This window comes from Streptomyces sp. NBC_01410 (genome assembly GCF_045040195.1).
Lineage (GTDB): Bacteria > Actinomycetota > Actinomycetes > Streptomycetales > Streptomycetaceae > Streptomyces.
In genome coordinates, this window is record NZ_CP109530.1 from 6,846,572 (window position 1) to 6,869,964 (window position 23,393).

The following is a 23,393-nucleotide window of genomic DNA, read 5'->3' on the forward strand; positions in this document are numbered from 1 at the left end:
CCTACCCCGCAATCCGTACGGTCGTGTTGGCGCCCCAGATCGCCAGACTGAGGAAGAAGTCGAGGATGTTGATGGCGACGATCGAGGTGCGCACCCCACGGCCGACGGCGACGCCCACGCCCGCCGGGCCGCCGCTCGCGTAGTAGCCGTAGTAGCAGTGCACAAGGATGATCACGACGGCGAAGACGATCACCTTGCCGAAGGACCACAGCACGTCGACCGGCGGCAGATACTGCTGGAAGTAGTGGTCGTAGGTGCCGGTCGACTGCCCGTAGTAGCCGGTCGTGATGGTGCGCGCGGCGAAGTACGAGGACAGCAGCCCGACCACGTACAGCGGGATCACGGCGACAAAGCCGGCGATCATCCTCGTCGTCACCAGGAACGGCAGCGAGGGAACGCCCATCACCTCCAGCGCGTCGGTCTCCTCGCTGATCCGCATCGCGCCGAGCTGTGCCGTGAACCCGGCGCCGACCGTCGCGGACAGGGCGAGACCCGCCACCAGCGGTGCGATCTCACGGGTGTTGAAGTACGCCGAGAGGAACGCCACGAAGTTCGACGTGCCCAGCTGGTTCAGGGCGGCATAGCCCTGCAGGCCGACCTCGGTACCGGTGAAGAAGGACAGGAAGGCGATGACACCGACCGTGCCGCCGACGACGGCCAGCGCGCCGCGGCCGAAGCTCACCTCCGCGAGCAGCCGCAGGGTCTCCTTCTTGTAGCGGCGCAGGGTCCGGCCGGTCCATGCCAGCGAGCGCCCGTAGAAGGTCAGTTGGGTGCCCAGTTCATCGAGCCATTGCGTGAGCGCCATCCTCATCCCCTCTGCGGCACGATCTGGAAGTAGGCGGCCGTCATCACGAAGTTGGTGACGAACAGCAGCATGAAAGTGATCACGACCGACTGGTTGACGGCGTCGCCGACACCCTTCGGGCCGCCCTTGGCGGTGAGCCCCTTGTACGAGGCGACGATCGCGGCGATGGCGCCGAACACCAGGGCCTTCAGCTCGGCCGCCCACAGGTCCGACAGCTGGGCGAGGGTGGTGAAGGAGGCGAGATAGGCGCCTGGTGTGCCGTTCTGCAGGACCACGTTGAAGAAGTAGCCGCCGGCCACGCCGACGACCGAGACCAGTCCGTTGAGCAGCACCGCCACCAGCATCGTCGCCAGCACCCGCGGCACGACGAGCCGGTGGATGGGGTCGATGCCCAGCACCTGCATCGCGTCGATCTCCTCGCGGATCTTCCGCGCCCCGAGGTCCGCACAGATCGCGGTGCCTCCCGCCCCGGCGATCAGCAGCGCGGTCACGATCGGCGAGGCCTCGCGCAGCACCGCCAGGACGGACGCGGCACCGGCGAAGGACTGCGCGCCCAGCTGCCGGGTCAGGCTGCCGATCTGCAGCGCGATCACGGCGCCGAAGGGAATGGACACCAGCGCGGTCGGAAGGATCGTGACACTGGCGATGAACCAGGCCTGCTGGATGAACTCCCGTGCCTGGAAAGGGCGTTTGGGTATCGTCCGCAGGACGTCGAGACCCATCGCGAAGAGGCTGCCCGTGTGCCTGAGGGCTCCGGTGGGCGAAAGGCTCATACGTCGGCCCCCCTTCCGCGCACCGCGGCACGCATCTGTCGCAGCGCCTCGCGCTCGGCGATCGCCTCCCAGCGCGGCGGACGGGTGATCCCCGCGGTGGGCAGAAGGCGCGGCGTCAGCTCGGGCAGGCCGTGCGGTACGGGGTCGGCGGCATCGCCGAGCTGTGCCAGCTCCTGCTCGACCTGGGCCGCGTCCTTCTCCTCGGCCATGCCGATCGGACCTTGCATCCGGCCGCCCAGGAACTGCCGTACCACCGGCTCCTCGCTGGTCAGCAGCTTCTCGCGGGGGCCGAACATCACCAGCTCGCGGCGGAAGAGCAGCCCGATGTTGTCCGGGACCTGCCGCGCGGAGGCGATGTCGTGGGTGACGATCAGAAAAGTCGCGTCGATCTGTGCGTTGAGGTCGACGATCAGCTGGTTGAGATAGGCCACCCGGACCGGGTCGAGCCCCGAGTCCGGCTCGTCGAAGAGGATGATCTCCGGATCGAGCACCAGCGCCCGGGCGAGTCCCGCCCGTTTGCGCATACCGCCGGATATCTCGCCGGGCAGCTTCTCCTCGGCGCCGATCAGGCCGACCATGTCCATCTTCTCGAGCACGATCCGCCTGATCGCGCTCTCCGGTTTGCGGGTGTGCTCGCGCAGCGGGAAGGCGATGTTGTCGTAGAGGTTCATGGACCCGAACAGCGCGCCGTCCTGGAACAGCACGCCGAACAGCTTCCGCACCTCGTACAGGTCGTGTTCGCGCAGGGCGGTGATGTCGGTTCCCGCGATCCGGATCGACCCGCGTTCGGGCCTGAGCAGCCCGACGAGCGTCTTGAGGAACACCGACTTGCCCGTGCCCGAAGGGCCGAGCATCACCGAGACCTCGCCGGCGGGCAGCGTCAGCGAAACGTCCTGCCAGATGACCTGGTGACCGAAGGACTTGGTCAGTCCCTCCACACAGATCTCGACACCCATCCGGTTCACCCTTCAGCCGTGGAGCAGCTCCGACATCTGCTCTACGGGGAGGGGCGGCCGGTCCGTCGCTGCGGGCCGAAGAATTTTTCCGGGAGGTTTCCTACGGGTGAGGAACGGGCGACGCGGCGTCCGACATGTCCACGGGAAGGTCCCCGGTGGGAAGGTCCTGCGTGGGCAGGGACGCGGATGGCAAGGACGCCGATGGCACGGACGGTACGGACGCGGACGGCAAGGGTGCCGACGGCAGGCCGGACAGGCCGGGCACGGGAATCTCCGGCACCTCGGGCACACCCGGGACGTCCGGTACTGCCGGAGCGGTCAGCGGCAGCGGCGGCAGAGGGGGCAGCGAAACCCCGGGCAGGGACGTGAGCAAGGGGCCGCCGGAAGGCCGCCCGGCGTCCGTATCGGCCTGCGGCGAGGCGGTGGGAGCGGGGGCGGTCGGCGCAGGGCCACCGCCCGACTCCCGCGCATCCCCCGCCTGTGACACCGCCGGGGACGCGGGACGCGGCGAGCCGGGCCCGTCGCTGTCATGGACGTGCGGCAGCAGGATCAGGCCCGCGAACGCCAGCGTCGCCGCCGTCGAGGCCACCGCCACCGCCTGGGCATGCCCGCCGCGCGGGCGGCCGTGCCCGATCAGCCACAGAGCCCCGCCCAGCGTGGCGGCCAGCGAATGGCGCAGGGTCCTGCGGGCCCGCGCCAGCAGCGACTCGACCGTCCGGTAGCTCAGCCCCATCTTCACGGCGACCTGGCCGACGTCCAGATCCTCGGACTTCAGCCACAGGGCCTCGGCCTGGCGGGCGGGTAGCTCACCGCTCCGTACCGCCAGCCACCGGGCCTCGGCGCGGTCGCAGACCGCCTCCTCGACCGGCACCGGGACCGGTGTCAGGAGCGTCGGCTGGCTGCGCACCTCGCTCTCCCGGTTGACCTGCCGGTAGCGGTCCACGCACAGCCGCATCGTCACCGTCGTCAGCCATGCGCCGAGCCGCTCGTCGTCCAGTTCCGGGTGCTCGGCGGCGCGCAGCATCGCCTCGTGTACGGCGTCCTCGGCGTCCTCCAGACTCATGGACCTGCGCCGTGCCACCTTGAGCAGCTGCTCGCGGTGGCTCCAGGCACGCTGCCACCGGTCGTCGGCCTCGTCTGTGTCCGTCGCCATGAGGGCCCCTTCGCGCTCACCCGGCCGGGCAGGTGCGTAGGCCCGGCGCGGGGGAGATTACCGCCCGGTATCCGGGCTTGTGGAGGGGGAGGCGCGCATCGATTCCGTTCCGTTGCTGGTCAGCCCGCCGAGCCCGGGCAGCTCGCCGATGGGATCCGGGACGGTCGGCAGCGGCAACGAGGGCTCCGTGGCGGCTGTGCCGCTCTTCGACGGCGAGGGTGAAGGGGCGGGCGTGGGCGAGGAGTTGGGCGCGGGGGACGCGCCCGCCGGGTGGGCGGGAGCCGCGGCGGACGCAGCCGGCCGCGGTCTCGTGGGCGCCGTCGGCTTCGGGCGGACGGCCGGTCCGGCACCCTGGTCCGGCACAACCCGGTGGCCTTCGAGGTAGTACGTGAACCACGCCCTGACCGTGCGCAGATACGCACCGGAGCGGTTGTAGCCGAGAATCGCGCGGTCCAGGTCCGCCGCCCGGGAGAGATCGCGCCCGCCCGCGCACAGGTAGTGCCCCGCCGCGAGCGCCGCGTCGTAGATGTTGCCCGGATCGCTGTGTCCGTCGCCGTTGCCGTCGGCGCCCCAGACGGCCCAGGTCGAGGGGATGAACTGCATCGGGCCGACGGCACGGTCGTACGCGGAGTCCCCGTCGTACAGCCCGCCGTCGGTGTCCCTGATCACGGCGAACCCCTTCCCGTCCAGCCGCGGGCCGAGGATCGGGGTGAGCGTCGTGCCGTCCGCCCGCACCCGGCCGCCGCGCGCCTGCCCGGACTCGACCTGCCCGATCGCGGCGAGCAGCTGCCAGCGCAGACGGCACCCCGGCCTGCTGTCCGCGAGCTCGTCCTCGGCCTGCCGGTAGGCGGCCAGGACGGTGGCGGGCAGTGCCCCGCCCACCGGTGCGCCGCTCTCGGCGTCGTGTGCCGCGCCGCGCGCCCGCAGGGGCGGAAGCTCGGTGCGGTACGGGGTGTCTCCGGAGACGCTCGGCCCGGGCGGGGCCGGCCGAACCGTCGCCGGGGCCGGTGCGTGCGCCGCCGTTCCCGGTGCCTGTGATGCGGTCAGTGCCGCCATGGCTGCCGTGACGACCACGCTCGCGTGGACACCTCTGAGCTTGCGCCCTGTCATGATGCAGACCCCTCCCAGTGCGCTGCTCTGCGCCCCGTTCACCTGCTCTACGCGGCAGCGGCGTCCGTCCGTCGCGACGTGTCGTACCTTTTCCGGAGCTTTTCGGGAGCTGTTCCGGGCCGGGAGGCCGACGACTGCGCCGAAGTGCGCGGCTAACGTGGGGGCATGGTGCGACTGAGAGTGGAGTTCACGACCGAGCCGTTCGACCTGGACGAGCCGCCGGCGCACGCGCTGGCCGTCCGCGAGGTCGTCCAGAGCGCGGATCTGGACAAGGTGGATGTGGGCCCCTTCGGCAATACGGCCGAGGGCGGCGCCGACGAGGTGCTGAGCGCGGTGGACATGCTGCTGCGCACGGCCCTGGCCGCGGGGGCCACCCGGGTCTCGCTGCAGGTCAACGTCGTGGAGGGCGAGGCATGACCGGGCCCGCCGACCACGCACTCGCACAGGCGGTCAAGCCGCTCGTGGACGCCATGGGGGGCGAGCTGCTCGCGCCCGGTGAGGCCCGCGAGGACGATGTCGTACTCAGCTGGGAGGGCGAGGAGGTCCTCGCCGTACGACTCCCGCAGCTCGCGGACTCTCTCGACCACATCCTGGCCGCCATGGAGCGCAGGCACGGCATGCCGCTGTCGGAGCTGGACCGCAAGACCAAGCAGCTGGTGGTGCGCACCCTGGAGGCGCGCGGCGCGTTCTCCGTACGGCACGGTGTGGAGACGGTGGCCGGTGCGCTCGGCGTCAGCCGATTCACCGTCTACAACTACCTGAACCGGGAAACAAAGACGCGGGCGGAGAGCCCGTAGGCGGCCGTCGGTTTCCCCCGGGAGCCGACCGTCCTACAATTTCGCGTGCATCTCTTCGGGTTTCCATTCAAGGCATTTGCAGGAACTCCATGACGGAGCTTCATTCTGCTGTTCCGGCGACGGAATGTTCTCGGCTGCCGGCGGCGCGGGCAATGGTTCCAGGGGGAAAGTGGTCTGCGCTGCGAGAACTGCCCTGAGACGTCGGCGGCGTTCCAGCTCTTGCAGGTCCGTGCGCCACATCCGGCCGGCCGGAGGCGGAGACATGGCCGCCAGTACGGTGCACACCGCACCGAAGATCAGAGCGGTCCACAGCAGGATGTCTTTCACAACAGTTCTCTCCCATGTGAGGGCATGCTGAGAGGCGAATTGCCTTTACGGGGGTGGCAGGGGCGGGCATCGGCCGCCTGCTCGGCGTCTTCTGGGCGCCGGTTTGCGATGACATCCACATAACGCCTTGGTCTATGCCAAGTTACGTGAGGGCTGTGCGATGTGGGCCGTTAGGGGTAGTTCCTATTTATGGTCCGGTGGCATTTATGAATGTCCGTCCGTACGACGCCCGGCGTGGCACCCTGCATGGCTCGCCGTGAGCTGGACATGCCAACCCTGCCCGCCCGGCGGTTCTGTGCCACCGTGGACCTTCTGGATGCCCGGACGGCAGCTTGCGCGTTGCCGAGTTTTCAACAAAGTGTTGACGTCGTGTTGCCGGAGGGCGTTAGCTGTCCGCAGCCCGTCCAACGCACAGCGAAAAACAGCCACGGAGGCTCCCGTGACTTCAGGACCACACCCCCTGTCGGGGGCGGCCCCAGAAACCCCAGCGGGCCTCGCCCGGTTCAACGCCTCACAGGACAGCGCGGCCCTGGCCGCGCTGCACGAGGTGTGCGCCAGTTCGGCATGGGGGAGCAAGCTGCTCGCCCAGCGTCCGTACGCCACCGCGGAGGCCCTCTTCGACGCCAGTGACGCCGCCATGGCCGAACTGACCGCCGAGGATCTGGCCGAGGCGATGGCGGGGCATCCGCCGATCGGCCGCCCGAAGCCCGGGGACCCGACCTCCTCCCGTGAGCAGAGCGGGATGTCCGGGGCCTCCGAGGAGCTCAAGGCTGAAATGCTGGAACTGAACCTGTCCTACCAGGACACGTTCGGGCACGTCTTTCTGATCTGCGCCACCGGCCGGACCGGTGAGCAGATGCGCGACGCGGTCCGTGAGCGGATCGGGAACTCGCCCGAGCAGGAGCGGGAAATCGTCCGCGCCGAACTGGGCAAGATCAACCGTATCCGGCTGACTCGTCTCGTAGAGGAAGAGAGCGCATGAGCACGGAAACCACCGCCTCGGTGTCCACGCACATCCTGGACACCAGCGTCGGACGCCCCGCCGAGGGCGTCGCCATCTCGCTCGCGGCCCGCAGCGGCCGGGACGCGGAGTGGGTGGCGCTCGGCGGATCCGCGACCGATGCGGACGGGCGCTGCAAGGACCTGCCGGCACTGCCGGAGGGCACCACCCACGTACGTCTCGACTTCGAGGTCGAGCAGTACTTCTCCAAGAAGCAAGCCGAGGCGCAGCAGGACGCCCCCCGCGTAAGGGACAGCGGTGCGTTCTTCCCCGAGGTGACGATCACTTTCGCCGTCACACCGGGCGAGCACTATCACGTACCGCTGCTGCTCAACCCGTTCGGCTACTCCGTTTACCGAGGGAGCTAGCAGACATGCCCACGATTCTCGGCCAGAACCAGTACGGCAAAGCAGAGAACCGCGTCGTCAAGATCACGCGGGACGGCGACACGCACCACATCAAGGACCTGAACGTCTCCGTCGCCCTCTCCGGCGACATGGACGACGTCCACTACTCCGGCTCCAACGCCAACGTCCTGCCGACCGACACCACCAAGAACACGGTGTACGCGTTCGCCAAGGAGTACGGCATCGAGTCGGCCGAGCAGTTCGGCATCCACCTGGCCCGTCACTTCGTGACCAGCCAGGAGCCGATCCACCAGGCGCGTATCCGCATCGAGGAGTACGCCTGGGAGCGCATCGAGACCTCGGACAGCAACTCCAAGTTCATCGGAGCCGACGAGGTCAAGCACTCCTTCGTCCGCAAGGGCCAGGAGACCCGCGTCACCCAGATCACCTTCGACGGTGAGAAGTGGCAGGTCATCTCCGGCCTGAAGGACCTCGTCGTGATGAACTCGACGAACTCCGAGTTCTGGGGCTACGTCAAGGACAAGTACACGACGCTCCAGGAGGCGCACGACCGCATCCTCGCGACCCAGGTGTCCGCCAGGTGGCGCTACAACTGGTCCTCGGACGAGGAGCGCATGCCCAACTGGGAGAAGTCCTACGAGCAGGCCAGGAAGCACATGCTCCAGGCCTTCGCGGAGACGTACTCCCTCTCGCTCCAGCAGACCCTGTACCAAATGGGCTCGCGGATCATCAACAGCCGCAGCGAGATCGACGAGATCCGCTTCTCACTGCCGAACAAGCACCACTTCCTGGTGGACCTCCAGCCGTTCGGGCTCAAGAACGACAACGAGGTCTACTTCGCGGCGGACCGCCCCTACGGTCTGATCGAGGCCACAGTCCTGCGGGACGGCATCGAGCCGCAGATCCCGCTCGACATGACCAACCTGTAGTACACCGCCGTACCCCCGACGCGTGCGCCGGCGTCAGGTACAGGGGGGAGAGCGGGGGCATCTGCGCAACAACAGCACCGCGGATCCGGTCGTCACCCCGCTCGACCCCCGGGTCCGTTCCACCAATGGGAAGAACGAGGACCCGCCATGGCGGCTTCGCGCATCGTCATCGAGAACTGTGCCATCGCGACCGTGGACGCGAACGACACCGAGTACGCCTCGGGTTACGTCGTCGTCGCGGACAACCGGATCGAATCCGTGGGAGCGGGCAAGGCCCCCGAGGGCCTGGAGAACGTGGTCCGCCGCATCGACGGCACCGGCCATCTCATCACCCCCGGCCTGATCAACACCCACCACCACTTCTACCAGTGGATCACCCGGGGTCTGGCCACCGACCACAACCTGTTCAACTGGCTGGTCGCGCTGTACCCGACCTGGGCGCGGATCGACGAGCCGATGGCGCGCGCGGCGGCCCAGGGCTCTCTCGCGATGATGGCCCGCGGCGGTGTCACCACCGCCATGGACCACCACTACGTCTACCCGCAGGGCTCCGGCGACCTGTCCGGCGCGATCATCGGCGCGGCGAGCGAGATGGGTGTCCGCTTCACCCTCGCCCGCGGCTCCATGGACCGCGGCACGTCGGACGGTGGCCTGCCGCCGGACTTCGCCGTCGAGACCCTCGAAGGCGCGCTCGCCGCCACCGAGGAGACGATCGACAAGCACCACGACGCCTCCTTCGACGCGATGACGCAGATCGCCGTCGCGCCCTGCTCCCCCTTCTCCGTCTCCACCGGACTGATGCGCCAGGGCGCCGAGCTGGCCCGCCGCAAGGGCGTACGGCTGCACACGCACGGCTCGGAGACCGTCGAGGAGGAGGAGTTCTGCAAGGAGCTCTTCGGGATGGGCCCGACCGACTACTTCGAGTCGACCGGCTGGCTCGGCACGGACGTGTGGATGGCCCACTGCGTCCACATGAACGACTCGGACATCGCCGCCTTCGCCCGTACGGGCACCGGTGTCGCCCACTGCCCGTCCTCCAACGCACGCCTCGCCGCGGGCATCGCCCGCGTCCCCGACATGCTGAAGGCGGGCGTCCCGGTCGGCCTCGGCGTCGACGGCACCGCGTCCAACGAGTCGGGCGAACTGCACACCGAACTGCGCAACGCGCTCCTCATCAACCGGCTCGGCCCTCACCGCGAGGCGGCGCTGAACGCCCGCCAGGCCCTGCGCCTCGGTACGTACGGCGGCGCCCAGGTCCTCGGCCGCGCCGACCAGATCGGCTCCATCGAGGCCGGCAAGATCGCCGACCTGGTGCTGTGGAAGCTGGACACGCTCGCCCATTCCTCCATCGCCGACCCGGTCATCGCGCTCGTCTTCGGCGCGGCCGCCCCGGTGACGCTCTCCCTCGTCAACGGCAAGACCGTCGTCGAGGACAACCACCTGACCACGGTGGACGAGGACGCCATCGCCCGCTCCGCGCGGGACGAGGCACAGCGCCTCGCGCGCATCGCCGCGCAGGACTGACCACAAGAAGTCCGGTCGAGGGGGACGGCCCTCGACCGGAGGCCGTGGACCCGAGCGGGGTCCATGGCAGCCGTGACCGGGTGGTGCGGCACCGCGTATCGGTGCCGCACCACCCGGGACGGTGACTCGTGTCTTCACACCCCGGAAGCACCGGGCTCACCGCTGCACCATTCGCACCACCTCCCTGCACCCGCGTCACCGCCAGACGCGCCACCGACCGGAGGAATCACCCGTGGCCGCACAGCCCAGGTTTCCGAAAGATGCAGTCGCAGAAGCAGAAGAAGCAGTTGCTGAAGAAGCAGTTGCTGAAGAAGCAGTTGCTGAAGATGCAGTCGCTGAAGAAGCAGTCGCAGCACCGGAGGGACAGCATCCGGTCGATGAGACCCTGCCCCCTCTGAAGATGTTCACCAGCGGACTGCAGCATGTGGCCGCGATGTACGCGGGCGTGGTGGCCCCGCCCATGATCGTCGGGCCCGCCCTGGGCCTGAGCGCCAAGGAGACCGCCTTCCTGATGGGGGCGAGCCTCTTCACGGCCGGTATAGCCACCCTCCTTCAGACCCTCGGCTTCTGGAAGGTCGGCGCCAGGCTCCCGTTCGTCAACGGAGTCTCCTTCGCCGGTGTGACGCCGATGATCGCCATCGGCAAGGACCGGGGAGCCGACGGCCTCACCGTCATCTTCGGCGCCATCATCGTCGCCAGCCTGCTGGGCTTCGTCCTCACTCCGTACTTCTCGAAGCTCGTACGCTTCTTCCCGCCCGTCGTCACGGGCACCGTCATCACCCTGATCGGTCTCTCGCTGCTGCCGGTCGCCTTCCGCTGGTCCCAGGGCGGCAACTCCACAGCGTCCGACTACGGTTCGATGAAGAACATCGGGATGGCCGCGCTCACCCTGGTCGTCGTGCTCGCCCTGCGTAAATTCCTGCGCGGGTTCCTGCAGCAGATCGCCATCCTGCTCGGCCTTGTCGTCGGCACGGTCATTGCCGTCCCGATGGGGATGACCAGCCTCGACGCCATCAAGAACGCGGACGTGGTGGGCTTCCCGACGCCGTTCCACTTCGGTGCCCCGCAGTTCGAGATCGCCGCGATCGTCTCGATGTGCATCGTGATGCTGGTCTGCATGACCGAGTCCACGGCCGACATGCTCGCCCTCGGCAAGATCGTCGACCGGCCGGCGGACGAGCGGACCATCGAGGGCGGTCTGCGCGCCGACACCCTCGGCAGTGCGATCAGCCCCCTGTTCAACGGCTTCATGTGCAGCGCCTTCGCCCAGAACATCGGCCTGGTCGCGATGACGAAGGTCCGCAGCCGGTTCGTCGTCGCCGCGGGCGGCGGCATCCTGATCGTGCTGGGGCTGTGCCCGGTCGCCGCCTCTGTGATCGCCCTGGTCCCGCTGCCGGTCCTCGGCGGCGCGGGCATCGTGCTCTTCGGCTCGGTCGCCGCCAGCGGCATCCAGACGCTGGCCTCGGCGGCCCTGGAGAAGGGCGAGAACGCGCTGATCGTCGCGGCTTCCGTCGGCGTCGGGCTGATCCCGATCGCCGCGCCGGAGTTCTACCACGCCTTCCCCAAGGACGCGCTCGTCGTCCTCGACTCGGGAATCTCCACCGGGTGCATCGTGGCGATCGTCCTCAACCTCGCCTTCAACCACCTGGGGAGGAAGAGGAGTTCGGAGGGCCCGGTGACCACCCCGACCGGCCACGAGGCGGTCGCGGTCCACTGACGCGCACGGAGGGCCGGGTGTCCGCGCGGACACCCGGCCCTCCGGCTTTGCCATAGGCACTCAACGCGTCAGTCGATGTGGAAGCTGTCGCCGTACACCTTCCAGTCGAGCGGTGTGTTGAGGTTGAAGTTGTTGTTCCTGACGAAGACGCGCTGGGCCGTGTCGACCCGGCTGGTGTCCTCGTGCGCCTCCTCCTGTTTCATCGCCCAGACCCGGGCGTCGAGGAAGGCATTCAGATACGTCTTCTCGTCGCCGCCCTGAGCGGGCGGCTTGGCCTTGGCGAGGGCCTTCTTGCGGATACTGCTGAAGCTGGTGGAGTCGCCGCCGTCGCCGTGCATCACGATCGCGTCGTAGTAGATGAACTGGCCGAGGACGCCGATGCCGTCCTGCTTGCCGCGCTTGACCGCGGGGTTGAAGTAGACCCGGTCGCGCTCGTCGTTCTGGGCCTTCTTGAACTCCGAGTCCTGGGCCGCCTTCTTCCAGTCCTTGGTGAAGTTCGGGTCGAGCCCTTCGTGCGAGTCGCTGCCGTCGACCTCGCGCAGCGCGGGCAGGTACTTGGCCAGTACGTTCCCGGGCTTGCGGTCGGTGTAGAGCTCGACGAGGTCCAGCATGTCGCCGGTGCCGGAGCAGAAGCCGATGATCCCGGCGGTGTAGCCGCGGCCGTCGTCGATGTCCTCGATGTACTTGTACTGGGCCTTCCAGTCCAGCGAGGAGTTCTCCGCGCTGGAGACGATCTGCATGGCGATCTCCTTCTTCGCCGGGTCGTCGAGGCCGGTGGCGGCCGGGGCGGGGGCCGCTGACACCTCGGTGGAGCCGTCGGACGTGGCCGCGACGGCGGTGGCCGGCACGGCGAGAAGTGCCACGCCGAGCGCGATACGGGGGAGGAACCTGAGCGGACGTGGGGCGCGTACGTGGGGGGTGAGCACCTTGCCTCCATGGGGAGTTCGTCGTTCCGGTGTTCTGTTAGGAAGCTTTCCTATCAGAGTGCGGAAGTGACGTACACCCCTTTCGCCACACGGAAGTTGGGCGGAAGCAAGGCCCGGGAACTCGGCCGAGGACTTCGGCCCGGGAGCTCAGCCGAGGAGTTCGGTGCTGCTCGAAGGCTCCACCCGCGGCTGCCCGTTGAGGCGGTGCCGCTCGATGGACGAGCGGCGGTAGACCTCCTCGCGGACCCGCTGGATCTCGCCGATCGGCCGGTGGTCCTCACGGGTGCGCCACGGCGTGATCGACGTGCCGTCCGCGGCGGCCAGGTTCTCCTCGTCGCCGATGTCCTGCCGTGGAATGGCGATCGTCGCTACCTTCACCCAAGGCGACAGCTGCTCGGGCCACTCCACCGAGGTGTTGTCCACCGGCATCCGCGCCAGATCCGCGTTGAGCTGCACCTGCAGCTCGAAGACATGGTCACGCTCGGCGGCCTCCGCCACGAGCGTGTTGCGGAACGCCTCGCCGTCAGCCCGCACATCGACCGTCAGATGCGTGACGGGCGAGACCGGCACCGTGCGCACCTTCGCGATGTGGTCGCCGTAGCGGAAGGCGCCCATGCTGTTGTACGTGTACGAGAAGAGGTTCTGCCGCGGGACCTGGGTGAACGACAGCATCGCGAACAGCTCGTCCCACAGCCACTCGTCCGAGGTCTCCAAGGTTCCCCGCCTGGTGAGGAATTCGCCCATCCACGACTTACGCCGCGCAGGGTTCACCAGGGCGTCGGGAAGCTCGGCGAACAGCTCCTCGATGACCATGTAGTCGTACGCCGTGTTGGCGAAGAAGACCTTGTTGTTGATCAGGTTGAGGTCGAAGGTCGTCGCCTCGGCCTCGTCGGCGAGCAGCGAGGCGCCGGGCACGCCGAACATCTTGATGCCCATGCCGCAGGCCGCGCCGAGCAGCGAGTCGGCCCGCAGATGGCCGAGCCCGTTGGAGTAGCGCACGACCGCGTCGTAGGTGCCGGGTTCGGCGAAGATCCCCTGGGTGTACGGGCCCGGGACCTCACCGACCGTGACGGTGGCCTTGACCAGCCCGTAGGTCTTGCCGTGGGCCGTCCTGACCGCGCGGCCCACGTGCTGCCGCTCGACGGACTCCCGGGTACGCATGGCGACGTTGCGGACGACCTCGTCCAGTTCCTGCTGGTAGGTGGGCCGCTCGACGGGGGTGTACGTCTCGTACCTGACGAATTCCATGGCGGGCTTCTCCTTCGCCGCGTCCTGCATGGCTGTGTCCTACAGGAAAGGTAGCCCGCTATTCAGTTGTGCACAACATAACTGCTTGTGATGGGTCCCACTCGAGGCGCGCGTTGCATCCCTAGTCCGCGTCGATGTGCTCGATACGGTAGCTGTCGCCGTAGACCTTCCACTCCAGTGGCGTGTCGAGGCCGAAGTTGTTCTTGTCGACGAAAACGCGCTGGGCCGTCTCGATGCGGCTCGTGTCCGTGTGCGAGGGCTCGCGGCCGATCGCCTCGACGCGCGCGTCCAGGAAAGCATTCAGATACGCCTTCTCGTCGCCGCCGCTCGCGGGCGGCTTCGCGGTCCGCACGGCCTGCTCGCGCATGGTGCGGAAGCCGACCGACCCCTCGCTGTCGCCCGACCCGTGCATCACGTAGGCGTCGAAGTAGATGAACTGCCCCAGCGCGCCGAGCCCGTCGAGCTCGGCCTGGCGCACCGCGGGCGAGAAGTACAGCCGGTCCCGCTCGGCGTCCTGCGCGGCACGGAACGCCGGGTCCGAGACGGCGGCGCGCGCCCACGCGTCGGTGAAGGGCTGCCCGAGGCCCTTGTGGGAATCGCTGCCCTTGACCGAGCGCAGCGCGGGCAGGAACGGCGCCAGGATGTTGTTGGGCCTGGCCTTCGTATAGCGCTCGACGACGGCGAGCATGTCGCCGGTGCCGGAGCAGAAGCCGATGATTCCGGCGGTGTAGCCGCGGCCGTCGCCGATGTCTTCGATGTACTTGTACTGGGCCTTCCAGTCCAGCGAGGAGTTCTCCGCGCTGGACACCAGCTGCATCGCGATGTCTTTCTTCGCGGGGTCGTCCAGGCCGACGGGCGCGGCCGGTTCGTGGTCCCCGGAGCCCGCACAGGCGGCGAGCGTCAGCAGTGACATCAGCAGCAGCGCGAGCAGCGCCCTGGCCATGGACTTCACGGCACAACCCCTTCCTGGGGTCAGCGCCCCGGCCACGCCATGAGGTTACTGAACAGTTCCGCCTGCTCGATCGCGTCGTCCAGCGCGTGATGGGTGTGTCGCCGCCGGGAGAGCAGCTCCCGCGGCATCGTGCCCTTGGCGACGGCACGCAGCGGGAGCCGCGCCTTGGTCGCGTACAGGGTCTTCATGTCCAGGCACCCGGAGTGCCCGAAGGGGCTCGCCCCGGTGAAGCGGATCAGATACCAGTACAGAAAGGTCCAGTCGTACGAGGCCGGATAGCCGCACATCACCGGCTGGGCGCCCGCGCTCACCTCACGCACCCAGTCGCCGAACTCTCCCAGCGCGGTGGCCGGTTCACTGCCCTCTGCGATCAGCCGGTCCCGGTCGAGTCCGCTGACGGCCAGGGCCTCGGGCACGAAGTCCTCGCTGATGGGGCGTAGTTCGCGGTAGAAGGTGTACGCCTCGGGGTCCTCCGGTACGTAGCCTTCGGCATCCTGGCGACCCGCCACCGCCGCGCCGAAGCTGATCATCGAGTAGGGGCCGGGGATCGGGCCGTCGGCCTCGATGTCGACGGAGATGTAGAGACTGGGTTTCACGCGACGTGCCATACCGGGAGCATCGCATCGGCGCCGCTCCCGGCACATCGGGTTTTCGCGCGAGCCGCCCGGCCCTGGTCGCGCTCTGGCCCGGGCCAGGCGCCGGCCGTCGCCCCGGTCAGTCGCCCGGCCGCCAGTCGGGCCGACGGCCGCTGAAACCGATGACCTGGTCCAGCAGCGGCGCGTCGTCGGGCACGGCGACGACCGGGCCGAACATCCCGTCCCGGCTCGGGTCGTCCCCCGTCGGCCGCATCAGCTCGTACGACACCTGAAGGCTCGCATCGGACGGCTGGTACTCCTGCCCGGTGGCCCGGGCCAAGTCCCAGCCGTGGACGACGAGTTCGTTGATGGCGACGCGTCCGGCGACGGCCGCCGGCAGAGCGACGCCGCCCGCCCGGGTCGCGCCGTCCCATGCGCCCGGCCGGTCCCAGGCCTCCGCCAGCTCGTCCAGTCGCCGGGGGAGCACCGTGCGCCAGTCGTCGCGTAGCACCGGCAGGACGGAGCCCGGGTCGGTGTCGGTCGTTGGCCCGAGGTCCTTCCGCGCGGCGTCCCGGAAGGCCGTGGACAGGCCGACGACATGGCCGAGCAGCTCCCGTACGGCGTACTTGGGACAGGGCGTCGGATCCCCGAGCCGCTCGTCGCCTATGCCGTCGATCAGCTGCGCCACGGCGTGGGCGGCGGGGCGGAGGTCGGGGAATGCGGTCTGTGCAGTGGTGTCCATGTAGAGGAAGACCGCACCGCCCGCCAAAACTCATCGCCGAAGACGGCCCCGCTCGTCGCCGACCTTGAAGGCGATCAGTAGATGACCGCCGGGCGCCAGCACCCGGTGGAACGCTGCCCGTGTCGGCTGTCAGCCGCCCTGTCTGTGCCCGATCACCAGCTCGCGCGCCTGCTCCCCGTCGCCCGGCTCGCGGGACCCCTTGTCCTCCACCGTGAAGTGCTCCTGGAGGCCCTGAACGAGCCGCTCGATGTCCTTCGGGTGACCGAAGACGAGCGCATGGACGTCTTCGGAGAGCAGAACCGGTTCGTGGAGGGGGCGCTGCCTGCCTACGTCGAAGGGCAGGGCGGACACCACGGGACCGCCGCCGTCCGAGACGATCCGACCCGCCCCGGGCGGCGCAAGGGCAAGCTCGAAGATCGCGCTCAGCGTCTCGTAGACGAGGCCACCTGCCCGCGTGGGGTCGATGTGCACGCGGACGGTTCCGGGTGCGTGGTGGCCCGCGGACTTTCTTTCCTTCGGTCGCAGCCGCATGCCTCAAGCATCTGACCAGCGGCATTCATCCGCCATCCGGGCGGTTACGTCTTCGAGACGAGGCGCCGTGCGAGCCATGCGCCGCGTATGGGCTGTGCGCCGCGCCACAAAGCCTCGGCGCTTGACCTTGTAGTTGCTGTAAGGGCGAACATGGCGCCATGTTGTCCATCAGCGAATTCAGTGAAATGTGCAACCTGTCGCCGCAGACGCTGCGGTTCTACCACTCCGAGGGTTTGCTCGTCCCAGCCGAAGTCAACGAGCAGACCGGCTACCGCTCCTACATGTTTGAGCAGGTCGAACAGGCCATGCTGATCACCGTCCTGCGCGGCACGGGGATGAGCGTCAAGCTCGTCAGGCGTGCTCTCGACGAGCCGGACGCGGCACCCGCCCTGTTGCAGCAGCACAGCACGGAAGTGCAGCTCCAGCGGCGGGCCCAGGACGAGGCGATCAGCGAAGCTCAGGAGCTCTTCAGCCTGTGGCCGCAGGCCCGCCTGCGCCACGCACCCGAGACGAACGTGGTGTCGAAGCCGGTACCCGGCCCGACGGCTGGGCCTCACCCGTTCGACTGGGACGCAGCCGATGCCGCCGTCACCGCCACCGTTCAGGAGGTGGTCAAGACCGTGGTGTCGTGCGGAGCCGTTGTGTCGGGGACCCCATGGCGAGCCTTGGCAGCCGAGACCTCCGAGCAGAAGAGGCAGATACTCACCGGCGAAGGGCCGTGCTGGCTGGTGAAGGTCCCCGTCACGGCGGACGAGAAAGCGGTCGCCGCTCTGCCCGGCGACGTCGAGGTGCAGATCTTCGAGGCCCGGGACGAGCTGTCGATATTCATCCCCGGCAAGAGCTCGATGGCCAAGTACGGCACCGCGCTCTCGCGCCTGGTCATGCATCCCCTCGAGGCCGCCTACGTCGACATCTCCCGCATGCGCCATCTGCTGCACGACGCAGGCGTGGAAACCGCCGCGGCAATCTGCAAGCTCGACGGGACAAACGCTGACGGATGACCTGACGAGCGGCGGCCCCCGCGCACCGAGAAGCATCGAGAGACAGGCGCCCCGTACACAGACCGGAGCCGGATCAGGGCGGCCTGGAAGGTATGACCCGTCCAACGACCCCGCAGGGACCCGCGCTGTTTCCTACGCTGGGAGATGTGACCACTAGCCTCACCCCCAGCGCAGGCCTTGACCTCTTCCTCCAGGAGGCCACCGGTTTCGGCAGCCCTTCCTCCGCCCGGATCGCCGACGCCGTGCTGACCCTGCTCGTACTCAGAGGTGCGGACCGCCGGACCGGCCTGCCGGAGCCGACCCCCGAGCTGGTCCGGCAGGTGCTCCACCAGGATGTGCCCGTCCTGGTCTGCGTGACCGAGTCCGAGTTGCCCGTTGCCCCCGCCGTCATGCGCGCGCTCGCCGAGCTTGTACGGGCCAGGGGCAGGCTGAACACGAAGCGTCACGCCCGGCTGCTGGCCGCCATCGACGAGGCCGTGCCGGAATTCCGGCGGGCGATGGCCGATCCGGGCAATCTGACCTGGCCGCGCTGGTACGCGTCGCTGATGCGGGCCGACGGAACACCCGTCGACGACCCCGAGGCGGTGCTGCGCCGGCTTGACGCGCACGAACGCACTCCACGGGCCGACCGCCCCGCCCTGCCCGCCGGGGTGGAGCGGGCGGATGTCACCGGACGGACCGTCGTCACACAGATCCTCCTGGCCGAGACCCTGCTGAGGGCCTTCGCCCGCGATCTTGAGCAGCCCTCGCCCGCCGGGCCGCTGCTGCCCGGTCTGCCCCTGGAGGCGGTGGAGGTGGATCCGGAGGAAGGGCTTCCGGGTGAAATGCGCCGTATCGCGGGCACGTTGATGGACCGCTGGACGGCCGCCGGACTGTCCGACGCCTTCTCGGGGCCGTACGCGCATCTCGCCCCCGGCCCCGAGGACTCGCCCCACCTCGTCCTTGCCGACGCGCTGCTCGATCAGCACCTCAGTTACTACGGCGACTCCGGTCTCCCGGTCCCGCCGCCGCCCGCGCTGCCCGCGCCGCTGGAACTACGCGGCCTGCTCCAAGAAGCCCCGCTGCCCACCCTCCTCTCGGCAGCCGCCGACGGGCCGGACCTCGTCGACGAGGAGGTGCGTCACCTCGCGGTCGCCTGTGGCCTGCTCCAGCAGGACGGCATGCTGACGACACCGGGCCCGGCCGCCGGGATCTGGGCCGATGGCACCCCGCAGGAACTCACCGAACTCGCGGCGGACATCCTCGCCACGGCCGTCGGACGTCTCACGGAGGATCCAACCCTGGACCCGGAGTACGCCGACGACGCGGCGCACCTGCTGTACGCCCTGTACGAGCGCGGCTGCACCGCCGAGTCCGTGGCGCGCAAGGCCGCCGAGTACAACGACTGGCTGATTGACCCGGCTGTGGAGAACAGGCCTGTGCCGGTCCCGGACAGCGCCCCGGCCGAGTACGCGACCCCGGCTCCGCAGGAGCTGTCCGAGCTGCTCGGCCTCCCCACCCTGGATGACGAGGACCGGACGGAGCTCGACGCTCCCGCCCGGGCGCTCGCCGCCGTCGTCGACCGGCTTTCCGCCACCGGCGCTGTCTTCCGGACCGGTGACGCTTTCGGTCTGACCCCCCTTGGTGTCGCCTCGGTCCGCCACACGCTCAAGGCCTGTGCGGTCGCCGCGCCGGACCGGGACACGGTCACCGGCTGGGAGTCGGCCACCCTCGTCGAAGCGGCCCGGCTCTGGCCCCGGGACGCCACCACCCGGGCCTTCACCGACTGGCTGACCGCCCGCGAGAACACCCCCGAGGCCTGGGACGAAGTCCTTGGCGCCCTCGCCGCCACCAAGCCGGGCACCGACGAAGCGAGTCTCACCCGCGCCCTGTTCACCTGTCTGGACGCCTCAACCGCACCGCCGGCAGCCCTGCGCGGACAGCTCGCCGACCCCGCGCTCGGCGCGTACGCCTTCCAGGCGCTGCGTGCCCGCGGAGAGCAGGCGGATGAACGGCAGGTCCCTTTGAGCGCGCGGGCCGCCCTCGTGCTGGACGACCTGAACGCGGGCCACCACCAGGACCGCCTCGCTGAACCCGGGCTCGCCCCGAGTTCCCTGGTGACCGCGTTCGACGCGGTCGGCACCACGTGGCCGGGTGGCCCGGGGGCTTTGATCGCCGCGCTCGCCGACGCCGATGCCAACCGTGCGCACCATGTGCTGGCTGACCTCGGTGACCGTCATTCGGCCCCCGGCATCGCGGCTGTCGCCCGTCGCACCGCCGCGGCGACCGACCCGCTGAGGACGCGGTCGAAGAAGAACCGCAGACGCTGATCCGCCCCTGCGAGGCAGATCCGACGTCGGGGCACCCTCAGAAGGACGTCTCCCGCACACTCGCCCGGTCCGAGGGAACGGTCGATGCCGTGATTTCCGAGCGGTGCCGGTCGCCCGCGAACGTCACCGTCAGAGTGTCCGGCGCACTCTGAGTGGTGCTCGCCGTGAAGCCCTGGTTCGGCACCGCCGAGATGAGGCACACCCCGCCGCTTCCGTAGCGCACGGTGGCCTTCCCTCCCTGGGACGTGATGGTGTGCACGCCCGAGCCGCCCTCATCGCAGCCCACGCCGCCCGGGTTCGCCCCGGACTGCTCCTGTGAAGGCGGGGGAGTGGTGCGGGTCACGGGCGACGCTGTGGGGGGTCTGTCGGTCTTCCTGGGCGGCTTCGGCCTGGGCGACGACCGGCTCGGGGTGGGCTCGGGGCTCGGGGAGGCGCTGGGAGTCGCCGACGCCCGCGGCGAGGCGGTGAAGTCCTTCGCCGCCGACTGGGCGACCGGCGCCGTCGGCCTGGTCGAACCCACCACGAAATGGACCGTGATCATGACGGCCGTGACGCTGGCCGCCGTGCAGGACAGCCAGATGAGCACGTAGCGCAGGTACCGGGACACGACACCATCTTGGCGGACCCGCTAACGTGCCTGCTCATGGCCTCCGTACTTGTCGTCGAGGACGACCCAGTCATCCGGGCCGCGCTGATCGAGGTCCTCACCGGACACGGGTACGCGGTGAAGACCGCCCACCAGGGTTTCGAGGCGCTGCGGCAGATCACCCAGGGCCCGCCCGACATCGTCGTGCTGGACCTCGGACTGCCCGACCTGGACGGTCTCGACGTGCTGCGGATGATCCGGGGCATCTCGCGGGTACCTGTACTGGTCGCCACGGCCCGCGACGACGACACCGAGGTCATCAGGCTCCTCAACGCCGGAGCCGACGACTACATGGTCAAGCCCTTCTCGGGCGGCCAGCTCGCCGCCCGGCTCGCGGCCGTACTGCGGCGGTCCGGGCCGGCCGCGGACGACGGCAACCGGCAGCAGGTCCTCCAGGTCGCCGGTCTCAGGATCGACCCGCTCGCCCGAACCGCACACCTCGACGGCGGCGAACTCTCCCTGACCCGGCGCGAGTTCGACCTGCTCGCCTACCTCGCGCAGAACGCCGACCAGGTCATATCCCGAAAGCGCATACTCGCCGAGGTGTGGCAGCAGCCCTATCTCGAGGACCAGACGGTCGACGTCCACCTCTCGGCGCTGCGCAGGAAGCTGGGTGAAAAGGCCGCGCATCCGCGCTATCTGCACACCGTGCGCGGAATCGGGATCAAGCTGGTCGCCTCGCCGTCATGAGACGCGCCCTCGCAGGGATCTCCCTGGCCGCGACGCTGATGGTCGCGCTGTCCTTTCTCGTCCCGCTCGCACTGCTCGTACGCGAACAGGCCCGGGACCGGGTGACCACCGCCGCCGAGCAGCGTGCGGCGGCTCTCTCGCCCGTACTCGCCCTGACCACCAGACGCGCCGATGTGCAGCAGGCGGTCTCGGGCCTGGGCTCGGACGACCGGCTCGCCGTAAGGCTCCCGGACGGCGGGCTCGTCGGCACCCTGCACGCCCCGCAGGAGGCGCTGAAACGCGCGGTGGGCAAGCGGGAGACGCTGGCGCTCGACACCGCCGAGGGATGGGTCTATCTCCAGCCCGTCGTCCTCGCCGAGAACCGGGTGGCGGTCGTCGAGGCGTACGTGCCCGCCGGGGATCTGACCCGGGGCGTGTGGGCCTCGTGGGGCGTCATGTCACTGCTCGCGCTCGGCCTGGTGGGCGGCTCGGTGCTGGTCGCCGACCGGCTGGGCGCCCGGGTCGTCCGTTCTTCCAGGAGCCTGAAGCGTGCCTCGCTGGCCCTGGGTTCGGGGGACCTCGACGTACGGGTGGATCCGGACGGTCCGCCGGAGCTCCAGGAAGCCGGGGCCGCGTTCAACACCATGGCCGACCGGGTCGTCGAGCTGCTCGCCATCGAGCGGGAGATGGTCGCCGATCTCTCGCACCGGCTCAGAACCCCTCTGACCGCGCTGTACCTGGAGGCGGATCTGCTGGGTGGTTCACCCGGCGCCCGGCGGATCACGGAGGCCGTCTCGCAGTTGGAGAGCGAACTCGACTCGATCATCACCGCCGCGCGCACCCCGCTGGCCGCAGGACCCGTGAACGGGACAATTCCGGCGCGCCCCTGCGAGCTGACCGAGGTGGTGGCGATGCGGCTCGAGTTCTGGTCGGTGCTCGCCACCCAGCAGGAGCGGTTGTACGAGCGCTCCTTCACGCCGCGCCGGACGCCCGTACGGTTCCCCGAGGACGACCTCGCCGCGGTCGTGGACGCGCTGATCGGGAACGTCTTCCGGCACACTCCGCAGGGCACTGCCTTCGCCGTACGCGTGGAGCGCACCGACCGGCACGTGCTGCTCACGGTCGAGGACGCGGGTCCCGGCGTTGCCGACCCGGACGCCGCGCTCACCCGGGGTGTCAGCGTCGGCGGCTCCACGGGCCTCGGCCTGGACATCGTGGCGCGCGCGGCCTCCGCGGCGGGCGGGGAGCTGGAGATCACCCGCGCGGCGATGGGCGGGGCCCGGGTGCGGGTGTCCTTTGGGCTGGCGCGCGACGAGCTGTAGCCGCTCCGGCTACCTGCTTGCGGCTAGCGGCTTGCGCCGAAGTCCTGCGTCCACCAGGGGCCACCGTCGCCGAAGTGCACGCCGATGCCTATCTCTTTGAAGGAGCAGTTGAGGATGTTGGCGCGGTGGCCGGGGCTGTTCATCCACGCGTCCATGACGGCCGCGGCGTCGGACTGCCCCTGGGCTATGTTCTCGCCCAGCGTGGACCAGGCGTATCCGGCCGCCTCGACGCGTCCGGCCATGGTCGATCCGTCGGGCCCGGTGTGGGACATCACGCCCGAGTCGGCCATGACGTCGCTGTAGTCGTCCGCGGCCTTGGTGAGCTTCGCGTTCGAGGTCAGCGGCGAGCAACCGGCCGACGCGCGCTCCTTGTTGACGAGCGCGAGGACCTGCGCCTCGGCGCCGTTCGACGACCCGCCGTCGTCGCCCGAGCCGCTGCCCGACCGCGCGGTAGGCCGACTCGCTTCACCGGCGCCGCTCCCGCTCTGGGCCTTCACGGTCGGGGTCGGAGTCGGGGTCGCCGTCCGCTTCGGCTTGGCGGAAGCCGTCACACGCGGGCTCGGGGAGGCGCTGGCGCTGGGTATCGCCGAGGGAGAGGCAAGGGGCGACGCGCTGCCCGCGGCGGCCTGGCCGTCCGCCGGTCCGGGAAGGTCGGCCGCATCCGTCGTAACCTTGCCCGCCGAGCCGCTGTTGCCGCCGCCCATGGCAAGGGTGACGCCGACGCCCGTCGTGACGGTGATCGCACCGAGCGCCAGAACGACATTGCGCGCCCGCAGCCCGTTCTTGGGGCGGGCGTGGGAACGGGGCTGGGGGCTGGCGGCTCTTCGGGAACCCATACGTGCAACACCTCGGAAGGAAGACGGCTGAGCGAGCGGGATCCCGGCAGACGCAGCGCGCCCACCGGGATCACGGTGGGGGGTTGCCGAGAGCGTATGCCGGTCCGTGCGTCAAAAGGCCCTGGGGAAGGGCTTCTTCAAGAAGCCATAAGAAAGCCATCAGGCTCCGGCAAGGTA

At 69.5% G+C, this 23,393-nt stretch carries 27 protein-coding genes; 13 read left to right on the forward strand and 14 right to left on the reverse strand.

Annotation, left to right across the window (positions count from 1 at the left end; translation table 11 throughout):
* Position 1: 1 nt before the first annotated feature.
* The 5 genes from OG741_RS31360 to OG741_RS31380 all read right to left on the reverse strand — a co-directional run bounded on the left by OG741_RS31360 (position 2) and on the right by OG741_RS31380 (position 4,797).
* Positions 2-805: an MlaE family ABC transporter permease gene (locus tag OG741_RS31360; RefSeq protein ID WP_405603378.1), complete on the reverse strand. Its 804-nt coding sequence runs from the start codon at positions 803-805 to the stop codon at positions 2-4.
* Positions 806-807: 2 nt separating this feature from the next.
* Positions 808-1,578 (reverse strand): MlaE family ABC transporter permease, encoded by a 771-nt coding sequence (locus OG741_RS31365; RefSeq protein WP_405603379.1) that lies wholly within the window; start codon positions 1,576-1,578, stop codon positions 808-810.
* Positions 1,575-2,534 (reverse strand): ABC transporter ATP-binding protein, encoded by a 960-nt coding sequence (locus OG741_RS31370; protein WP_405603381.1) that lies wholly within the window; start codon positions 2,532-2,534, stop codon positions 1,575-1,577. Before OG741_RS31370 ends, OG741_RS31365 begins: the two co-directional genes overlap by 4 nt.
* 100 nt (positions 2,535-2,634) lie before the next feature.
* Positions 2,635-3,687: a sigma-70 family RNA polymerase sigma factor gene (locus OG741_RS31375; protein ID WP_405603382.1), complete on the reverse strand. Its 1,053-nt coding sequence runs from the start codon at positions 3,685-3,687 to the stop codon at positions 2,635-2,637.
* Positions 3,688-3,744: 57 nt separating this feature from the next.
* Positions 3,745-4,797 (reverse strand): lytic transglycosylase domain-containing protein, encoded by a 1,053-nt coding sequence (locus OG741_RS31380; RefSeq protein ID WP_405603384.1) that lies wholly within the window; start codon positions 4,795-4,797, stop codon positions 3,745-3,747.
* Positions 4,798-4,965: 168 nt separating this feature from the next.
* On the opposite strand from OG741_RS31380, the gene OG741_RS31385 reads away from it, so the two are divergent.
* Together OG741_RS31385 and OG741_RS31390 are read left to right on the forward strand one after the other, a co-directional pair.
* A complete protein-coding gene (locus OG741_RS31385; protein ID WP_405605856.1) occupies positions 4,966-5,214 on the forward strand; it encodes a hypothetical protein in 249 nt (82 codons plus the stop codon).
* Entirely contained in the window at positions 5,211-5,594 is a 384-nt protein-coding gene (locus tag OG741_RS31390; RefSeq protein ID WP_405603386.1) for a helix-turn-helix domain-containing protein, read from the forward strand. Before OG741_RS31385 ends, OG741_RS31390 begins: the two co-directional genes overlap by 4 nt.
* Before the next feature lie 33 nt (positions 5,595-5,627).
* Here the strand turns inward: OG741_RS31390 and OG741_RS31395 are convergent, their stop codons facing one another.
* Positions 5,628-5,921 carry a hypothetical protein gene (locus OG741_RS31395; RefSeq protein ID WP_405603387.1) on the reverse strand — a complete coding sequence of 98 codons (294 nt, stop codon included), beginning with the start codon at positions 5,919-5,921 and terminating at the stop codon, positions 5,628-5,630.
* Between the two features lie 439 nt (positions 5,922-6,360).
* Between OG741_RS31395 and uraD the strand changes: the two genes are divergently transcribed.
* From uraD to OG741_RS31425, 6 genes are all read left to right on the forward strand, one after another.
* On the forward strand, positions 6,361-6,903 hold the full coding sequence (gene uraD / locus OG741_RS31400) for a 2-oxo-4-hydroxy-4-carboxy-5-ureidoimidazoline decarboxylase (RefSeq protein WP_405603389.1): 543 nt from the start codon (positions 6,361-6,363) through the stop codon (positions 6,901-6,903).
* Positions 6,900-7,289, forward strand: coding sequence for a hydroxyisourate hydrolase (gene uraH, locus OG741_RS31405; protein ID WP_405603391.1), 390 nt, complete (start codon positions 6,900-6,902; stop codon positions 7,287-7,289). Before uraD ends, uraH begins: the two co-directional genes overlap by 4 nt.
* Positions 7,290-7,294: 5 nt before the next feature.
* Positions 7,295-8,218, forward strand: coding sequence for a factor-independent urate hydroxylase (gene pucL / locus OG741_RS31410; protein WP_405603393.1), 924 nt, complete (start codon positions 7,295-7,297; stop codon positions 8,216-8,218).
* A 147-nt stretch (positions 8,219-8,365) separates the two neighbouring features.
* The gene (locus OG741_RS31415) at positions 8,366-9,742 is read left to right on the forward strand and encodes an 8-oxoguanine deaminase (RefSeq protein WP_405603395.1); all 1,377 of its coding nucleotides are present in this window, start codon (positions 8,366-8,368) and stop codon (positions 9,740-9,742) included.
* 260 nt (positions 9,743-10,002) lie between these two features.
* The gene (locus OG741_RS31420; RefSeq protein WP_405606013.1) at positions 10,003-10,140 is read left to right on the forward strand and encodes a hypothetical protein; all 138 of its coding nucleotides are present in this window, start codon (positions 10,003-10,005) and stop codon (positions 10,138-10,140) included.
* On the forward strand, positions 10,128-11,459 hold the full coding sequence (locus OG741_RS31425) for a nucleobase:cation symporter-2 family protein (RefSeq protein ID WP_405605858.1): 1,332 nt from the start codon (positions 10,128-10,130) through the stop codon (positions 11,457-11,459). Before OG741_RS31420 ends, OG741_RS31425 begins: the two co-directional genes overlap by 13 nt.
* 68 nt (positions 11,460-11,527) lie before the next feature.
* Here the strand turns inward: OG741_RS31425 and OG741_RS31430 are convergent, their stop codons facing one another.
* The 6 genes from OG741_RS31430 to OG741_RS31455 all read right to left on the reverse strand — a co-directional run bounded on the left by OG741_RS31430 (position 11,528) and on the right by OG741_RS31455 (position 16,433).
* The gene (locus tag OG741_RS31430) at positions 11,528-12,385 is read right to left on the reverse strand and encodes a chitosanase (RefSeq protein ID WP_405603396.1); all 858 of its coding nucleotides are present in this window, start codon (positions 12,383-12,385) and stop codon (positions 11,528-11,530) included.
* A 147-nt stretch (positions 12,386-12,532) separates the two neighbouring features.
* On the reverse strand, positions 12,533-13,663 hold the full coding sequence (locus OG741_RS31435; RefSeq protein WP_405603398.1) for a catalase family protein: 1,131 nt from the start codon (positions 13,661-13,663) through the stop codon (positions 12,533-12,535).
* A gap of 91 nt (positions 13,664-13,754) precedes the next feature.
* The gene (locus OG741_RS31440) at positions 13,755-14,576 is read right to left on the reverse strand and encodes a chitosanase (RefSeq protein WP_405605860.1); all 822 of its coding nucleotides are present in this window, start codon (positions 14,574-14,576) and stop codon (positions 13,755-13,757) included.
* A 29-nt stretch (positions 14,577-14,605) separates the two neighbouring features.
* On the reverse strand, positions 14,606-15,193 hold the full coding sequence (locus OG741_RS31445; RefSeq protein ID WP_405603400.1) for a 3'-5' exoribonuclease domain-containing protein: 588 nt from the start codon (positions 15,191-15,193) through the stop codon (positions 14,606-14,608).
* Between the two features lie 106 nt (positions 15,194-15,299).
* Positions 15,300-15,902, reverse strand: coding sequence for a TIGR03086 family metal-binding protein (locus tag OG741_RS31450; protein WP_405603402.1), 603 nt, complete (start codon positions 15,900-15,902; stop codon positions 15,300-15,302).
* Between the two features lie 129 nt (positions 15,903-16,031).
* Positions 16,032-16,433, reverse strand: coding sequence for a hypothetical protein (locus OG741_RS31455; protein WP_405603403.1), 402 nt, complete (start codon positions 16,431-16,433; stop codon positions 16,032-16,034).
* A gap of 158 nt (positions 16,434-16,591) precedes the next feature.
* On the opposite strand from OG741_RS31455, the gene OG741_RS31460 reads away from it, so the two are divergent.
* Both OG741_RS31460 and OG741_RS31465 read left to right on the forward strand, forming a co-directional pair.
* Entirely contained in the window at positions 16,592-17,434 is an 843-nt protein-coding gene (locus OG741_RS31460) for a MerR family transcriptional regulator (protein ID WP_405603405.1), read from the forward strand.
* A 146-nt stretch (positions 17,435-17,580) separates the two neighbouring features.
* Positions 17,581-19,743: a hypothetical protein gene (locus OG741_RS31465; RefSeq protein WP_405603407.1), complete on the forward strand. Its 2,163-nt coding sequence runs from the start codon at positions 17,581-17,583 to the stop codon at positions 19,741-19,743.
* A 37-nt stretch (positions 19,744-19,780) separates the two neighbouring features.
* On the opposite strand, the gene OG741_RS31470 is transcribed toward OG741_RS31465, so the two are convergent.
* The gene (locus OG741_RS31470; protein WP_405603409.1) at positions 19,781-20,086 is read right to left on the reverse strand and encodes a hypothetical protein; all 306 of its coding nucleotides are present in this window, start codon (positions 20,084-20,086) and stop codon (positions 19,781-19,783) included.
* On the opposite strand from OG741_RS31470, the gene OG741_RS31475 reads away from it, so the two are divergent.
* Genes OG741_RS31475 through OG741_RS31485 form a run of 3 tightly spaced genes read left to right on the forward strand, consistent with a single transcriptional unit; the run spans position 20,073 to position 22,380 of the window.
* A complete protein-coding gene (locus tag OG741_RS31475; RefSeq protein WP_405603410.1) occupies positions 20,073-20,333 on the forward strand; it encodes a hypothetical protein in 261 nt (86 codons plus the stop codon). The genes OG741_RS31470 and OG741_RS31475 overlap by 14 nt on opposite strands.
* A gap of 53 nt (positions 20,334-20,386) precedes the next feature.
* Positions 20,387-21,079 carry a response regulator transcription factor gene (locus tag OG741_RS31480; RefSeq protein ID WP_405603411.1) on the forward strand — a complete coding sequence of 231 codons (693 nt, stop codon included), beginning with the start codon at positions 20,387-20,389 and terminating at the stop codon, positions 21,077-21,079.
* A complete protein-coding gene (locus OG741_RS31485; protein ID WP_405603412.1) occupies positions 21,076-22,380 on the forward strand; it encodes an ATP-binding protein in 1,305 nt (434 codons plus the stop codon). Before OG741_RS31480 ends, OG741_RS31485 begins: the two co-directional genes overlap by 4 nt.
* Before the next feature lie 23 nt (positions 22,381-22,403).
* Here OG741_RS31485 and OG741_RS31490 read toward each other — a convergent pair whose 3' ends face one another.
* On the reverse strand, positions 22,404-23,216 hold the full coding sequence (locus OG741_RS31490) for a CAP domain-containing protein (protein ID WP_405603413.1): 813 nt from the start codon (positions 23,214-23,216) through the stop codon (positions 22,404-22,406).
* Between the last annotated feature and the right edge of the window lie 177 nt (positions 23,217-23,393).

Bases quoted from the DNA above. Each gene is read 5' to 3' on its own strand.
- OG741_RS31360 (WP_405603378.1), bottom strand. From the start codon at position 805: ATGGCGCTCACGCAATGGCTCGATGAACTGGGCACCCAACTGACCTTC.
- OG741_RS31365 (WP_405603379.1), bottom strand. From the start codon at position 1,578: ATGAGCCTTTCGCCCACCGGAGCCCTCAGGCACACGGGCAGCCTCTTC.
- OG741_RS31370 (WP_405603381.1), bottom strand. From the start codon at position 2,534: ATGGGTGTCGAGATCTGTGTGGAGGGACTGACCAAGTCCTTCGGTCAC.
- OG741_RS31375 (WP_405603382.1), bottom strand. From the start codon at position 3,687: ATGGCGACGGACACAGACGAGGCCGACGACCGGTGGCAGCGTGCCTGG.
- OG741_RS31380 (WP_405603384.1), bottom strand. From the start codon at position 4,797: ATGACAGGGCGCAAGCTCAGAGGTGTCCACGCGAGCGTGGTCGTCACG.
- OG741_RS31390 (WP_405603386.1), top strand. From the start codon at position 5,211: ATGACCGGGCCCGCCGACCACGCACTCGCACAGGCGGTCAAGCCGCTC.
- uraH (WP_405603391.1), top strand. From the start codon at position 6,900: ATGAGCACGGAAACCACCGCCTCGGTGTCCACGCACATCCTGGACACC.
- pucL (WP_405603393.1), top strand. From the start codon at position 7,295: ATGCCCACGATTCTCGGCCAGAACCAGTACGGCAAAGCAGAGAACCGC.
- OG741_RS31415 (WP_405603395.1), top strand. From the start codon at position 8,366: ATGGCGGCTTCGCGCATCGTCATCGAGAACTGTGCCATCGCGACCGTG.
- OG741_RS31420 (WP_405606013.1), top strand. From the start codon at position 10,003: ATGCAGTCGCAGAAGCAGAAGAAGCAGTTGCTGAAGAAGCAGTTGCTG.
- OG741_RS31435 (WP_405603398.1), bottom strand. From the start codon at position 13,663: ATGCAGGACGCGGCGAAGGAGAAGCCCGCCATGGAATTCGTCAGGTAC.
- OG741_RS31440 (WP_405605860.1), bottom strand. From the start codon at position 14,576: ATGGCCAGGGCGCTGCTCGCGCTGCTGCTGATGTCACTGCTGACGCTC.
- OG741_RS31445 (WP_405603400.1), bottom strand. From the start codon at position 15,193: ATGGCACGTCGCGTGAAACCCAGTCTCTACATCTCCGTCGACATCGAG.
- OG741_RS31450 (WP_405603402.1), bottom strand. From the start codon at position 15,902: ATGGACACCACTGCACAGACCGCATTCCCCGACCTCCGCCCCGCCGCC.
- OG741_RS31455 (WP_405603403.1), bottom strand. From the start codon at position 16,433: ATGCGGCTGCGACCGAAGGAAAGAAAGTCCGCGGGCCACCACGCACCC.
- OG741_RS31460 (WP_405603405.1), top strand. From the start codon at position 16,592: ATGTTGTCCATCAGCGAATTCAGTGAAATGTGCAACCTGTCGCCGCAG.
- OG741_RS31480 (WP_405603411.1), top strand. From the start codon at position 20,387: ATGGCCTCCGTACTTGTCGTCGAGGACGACCCAGTCATCCGGGCCGCG.
- OG741_RS31485 (WP_405603412.1), top strand. From the start codon at position 21,076: ATGAGACGCGCCCTCGCAGGGATCTCCCTGGCCGCGACGCTGATGGTC.
- OG741_RS31490 (WP_405603413.1), bottom strand. From the start codon at position 23,216: ATGGGTTCCCGAAGAGCCGCCAGCCCCCAGCCCCGTTCCCACGCCCGC.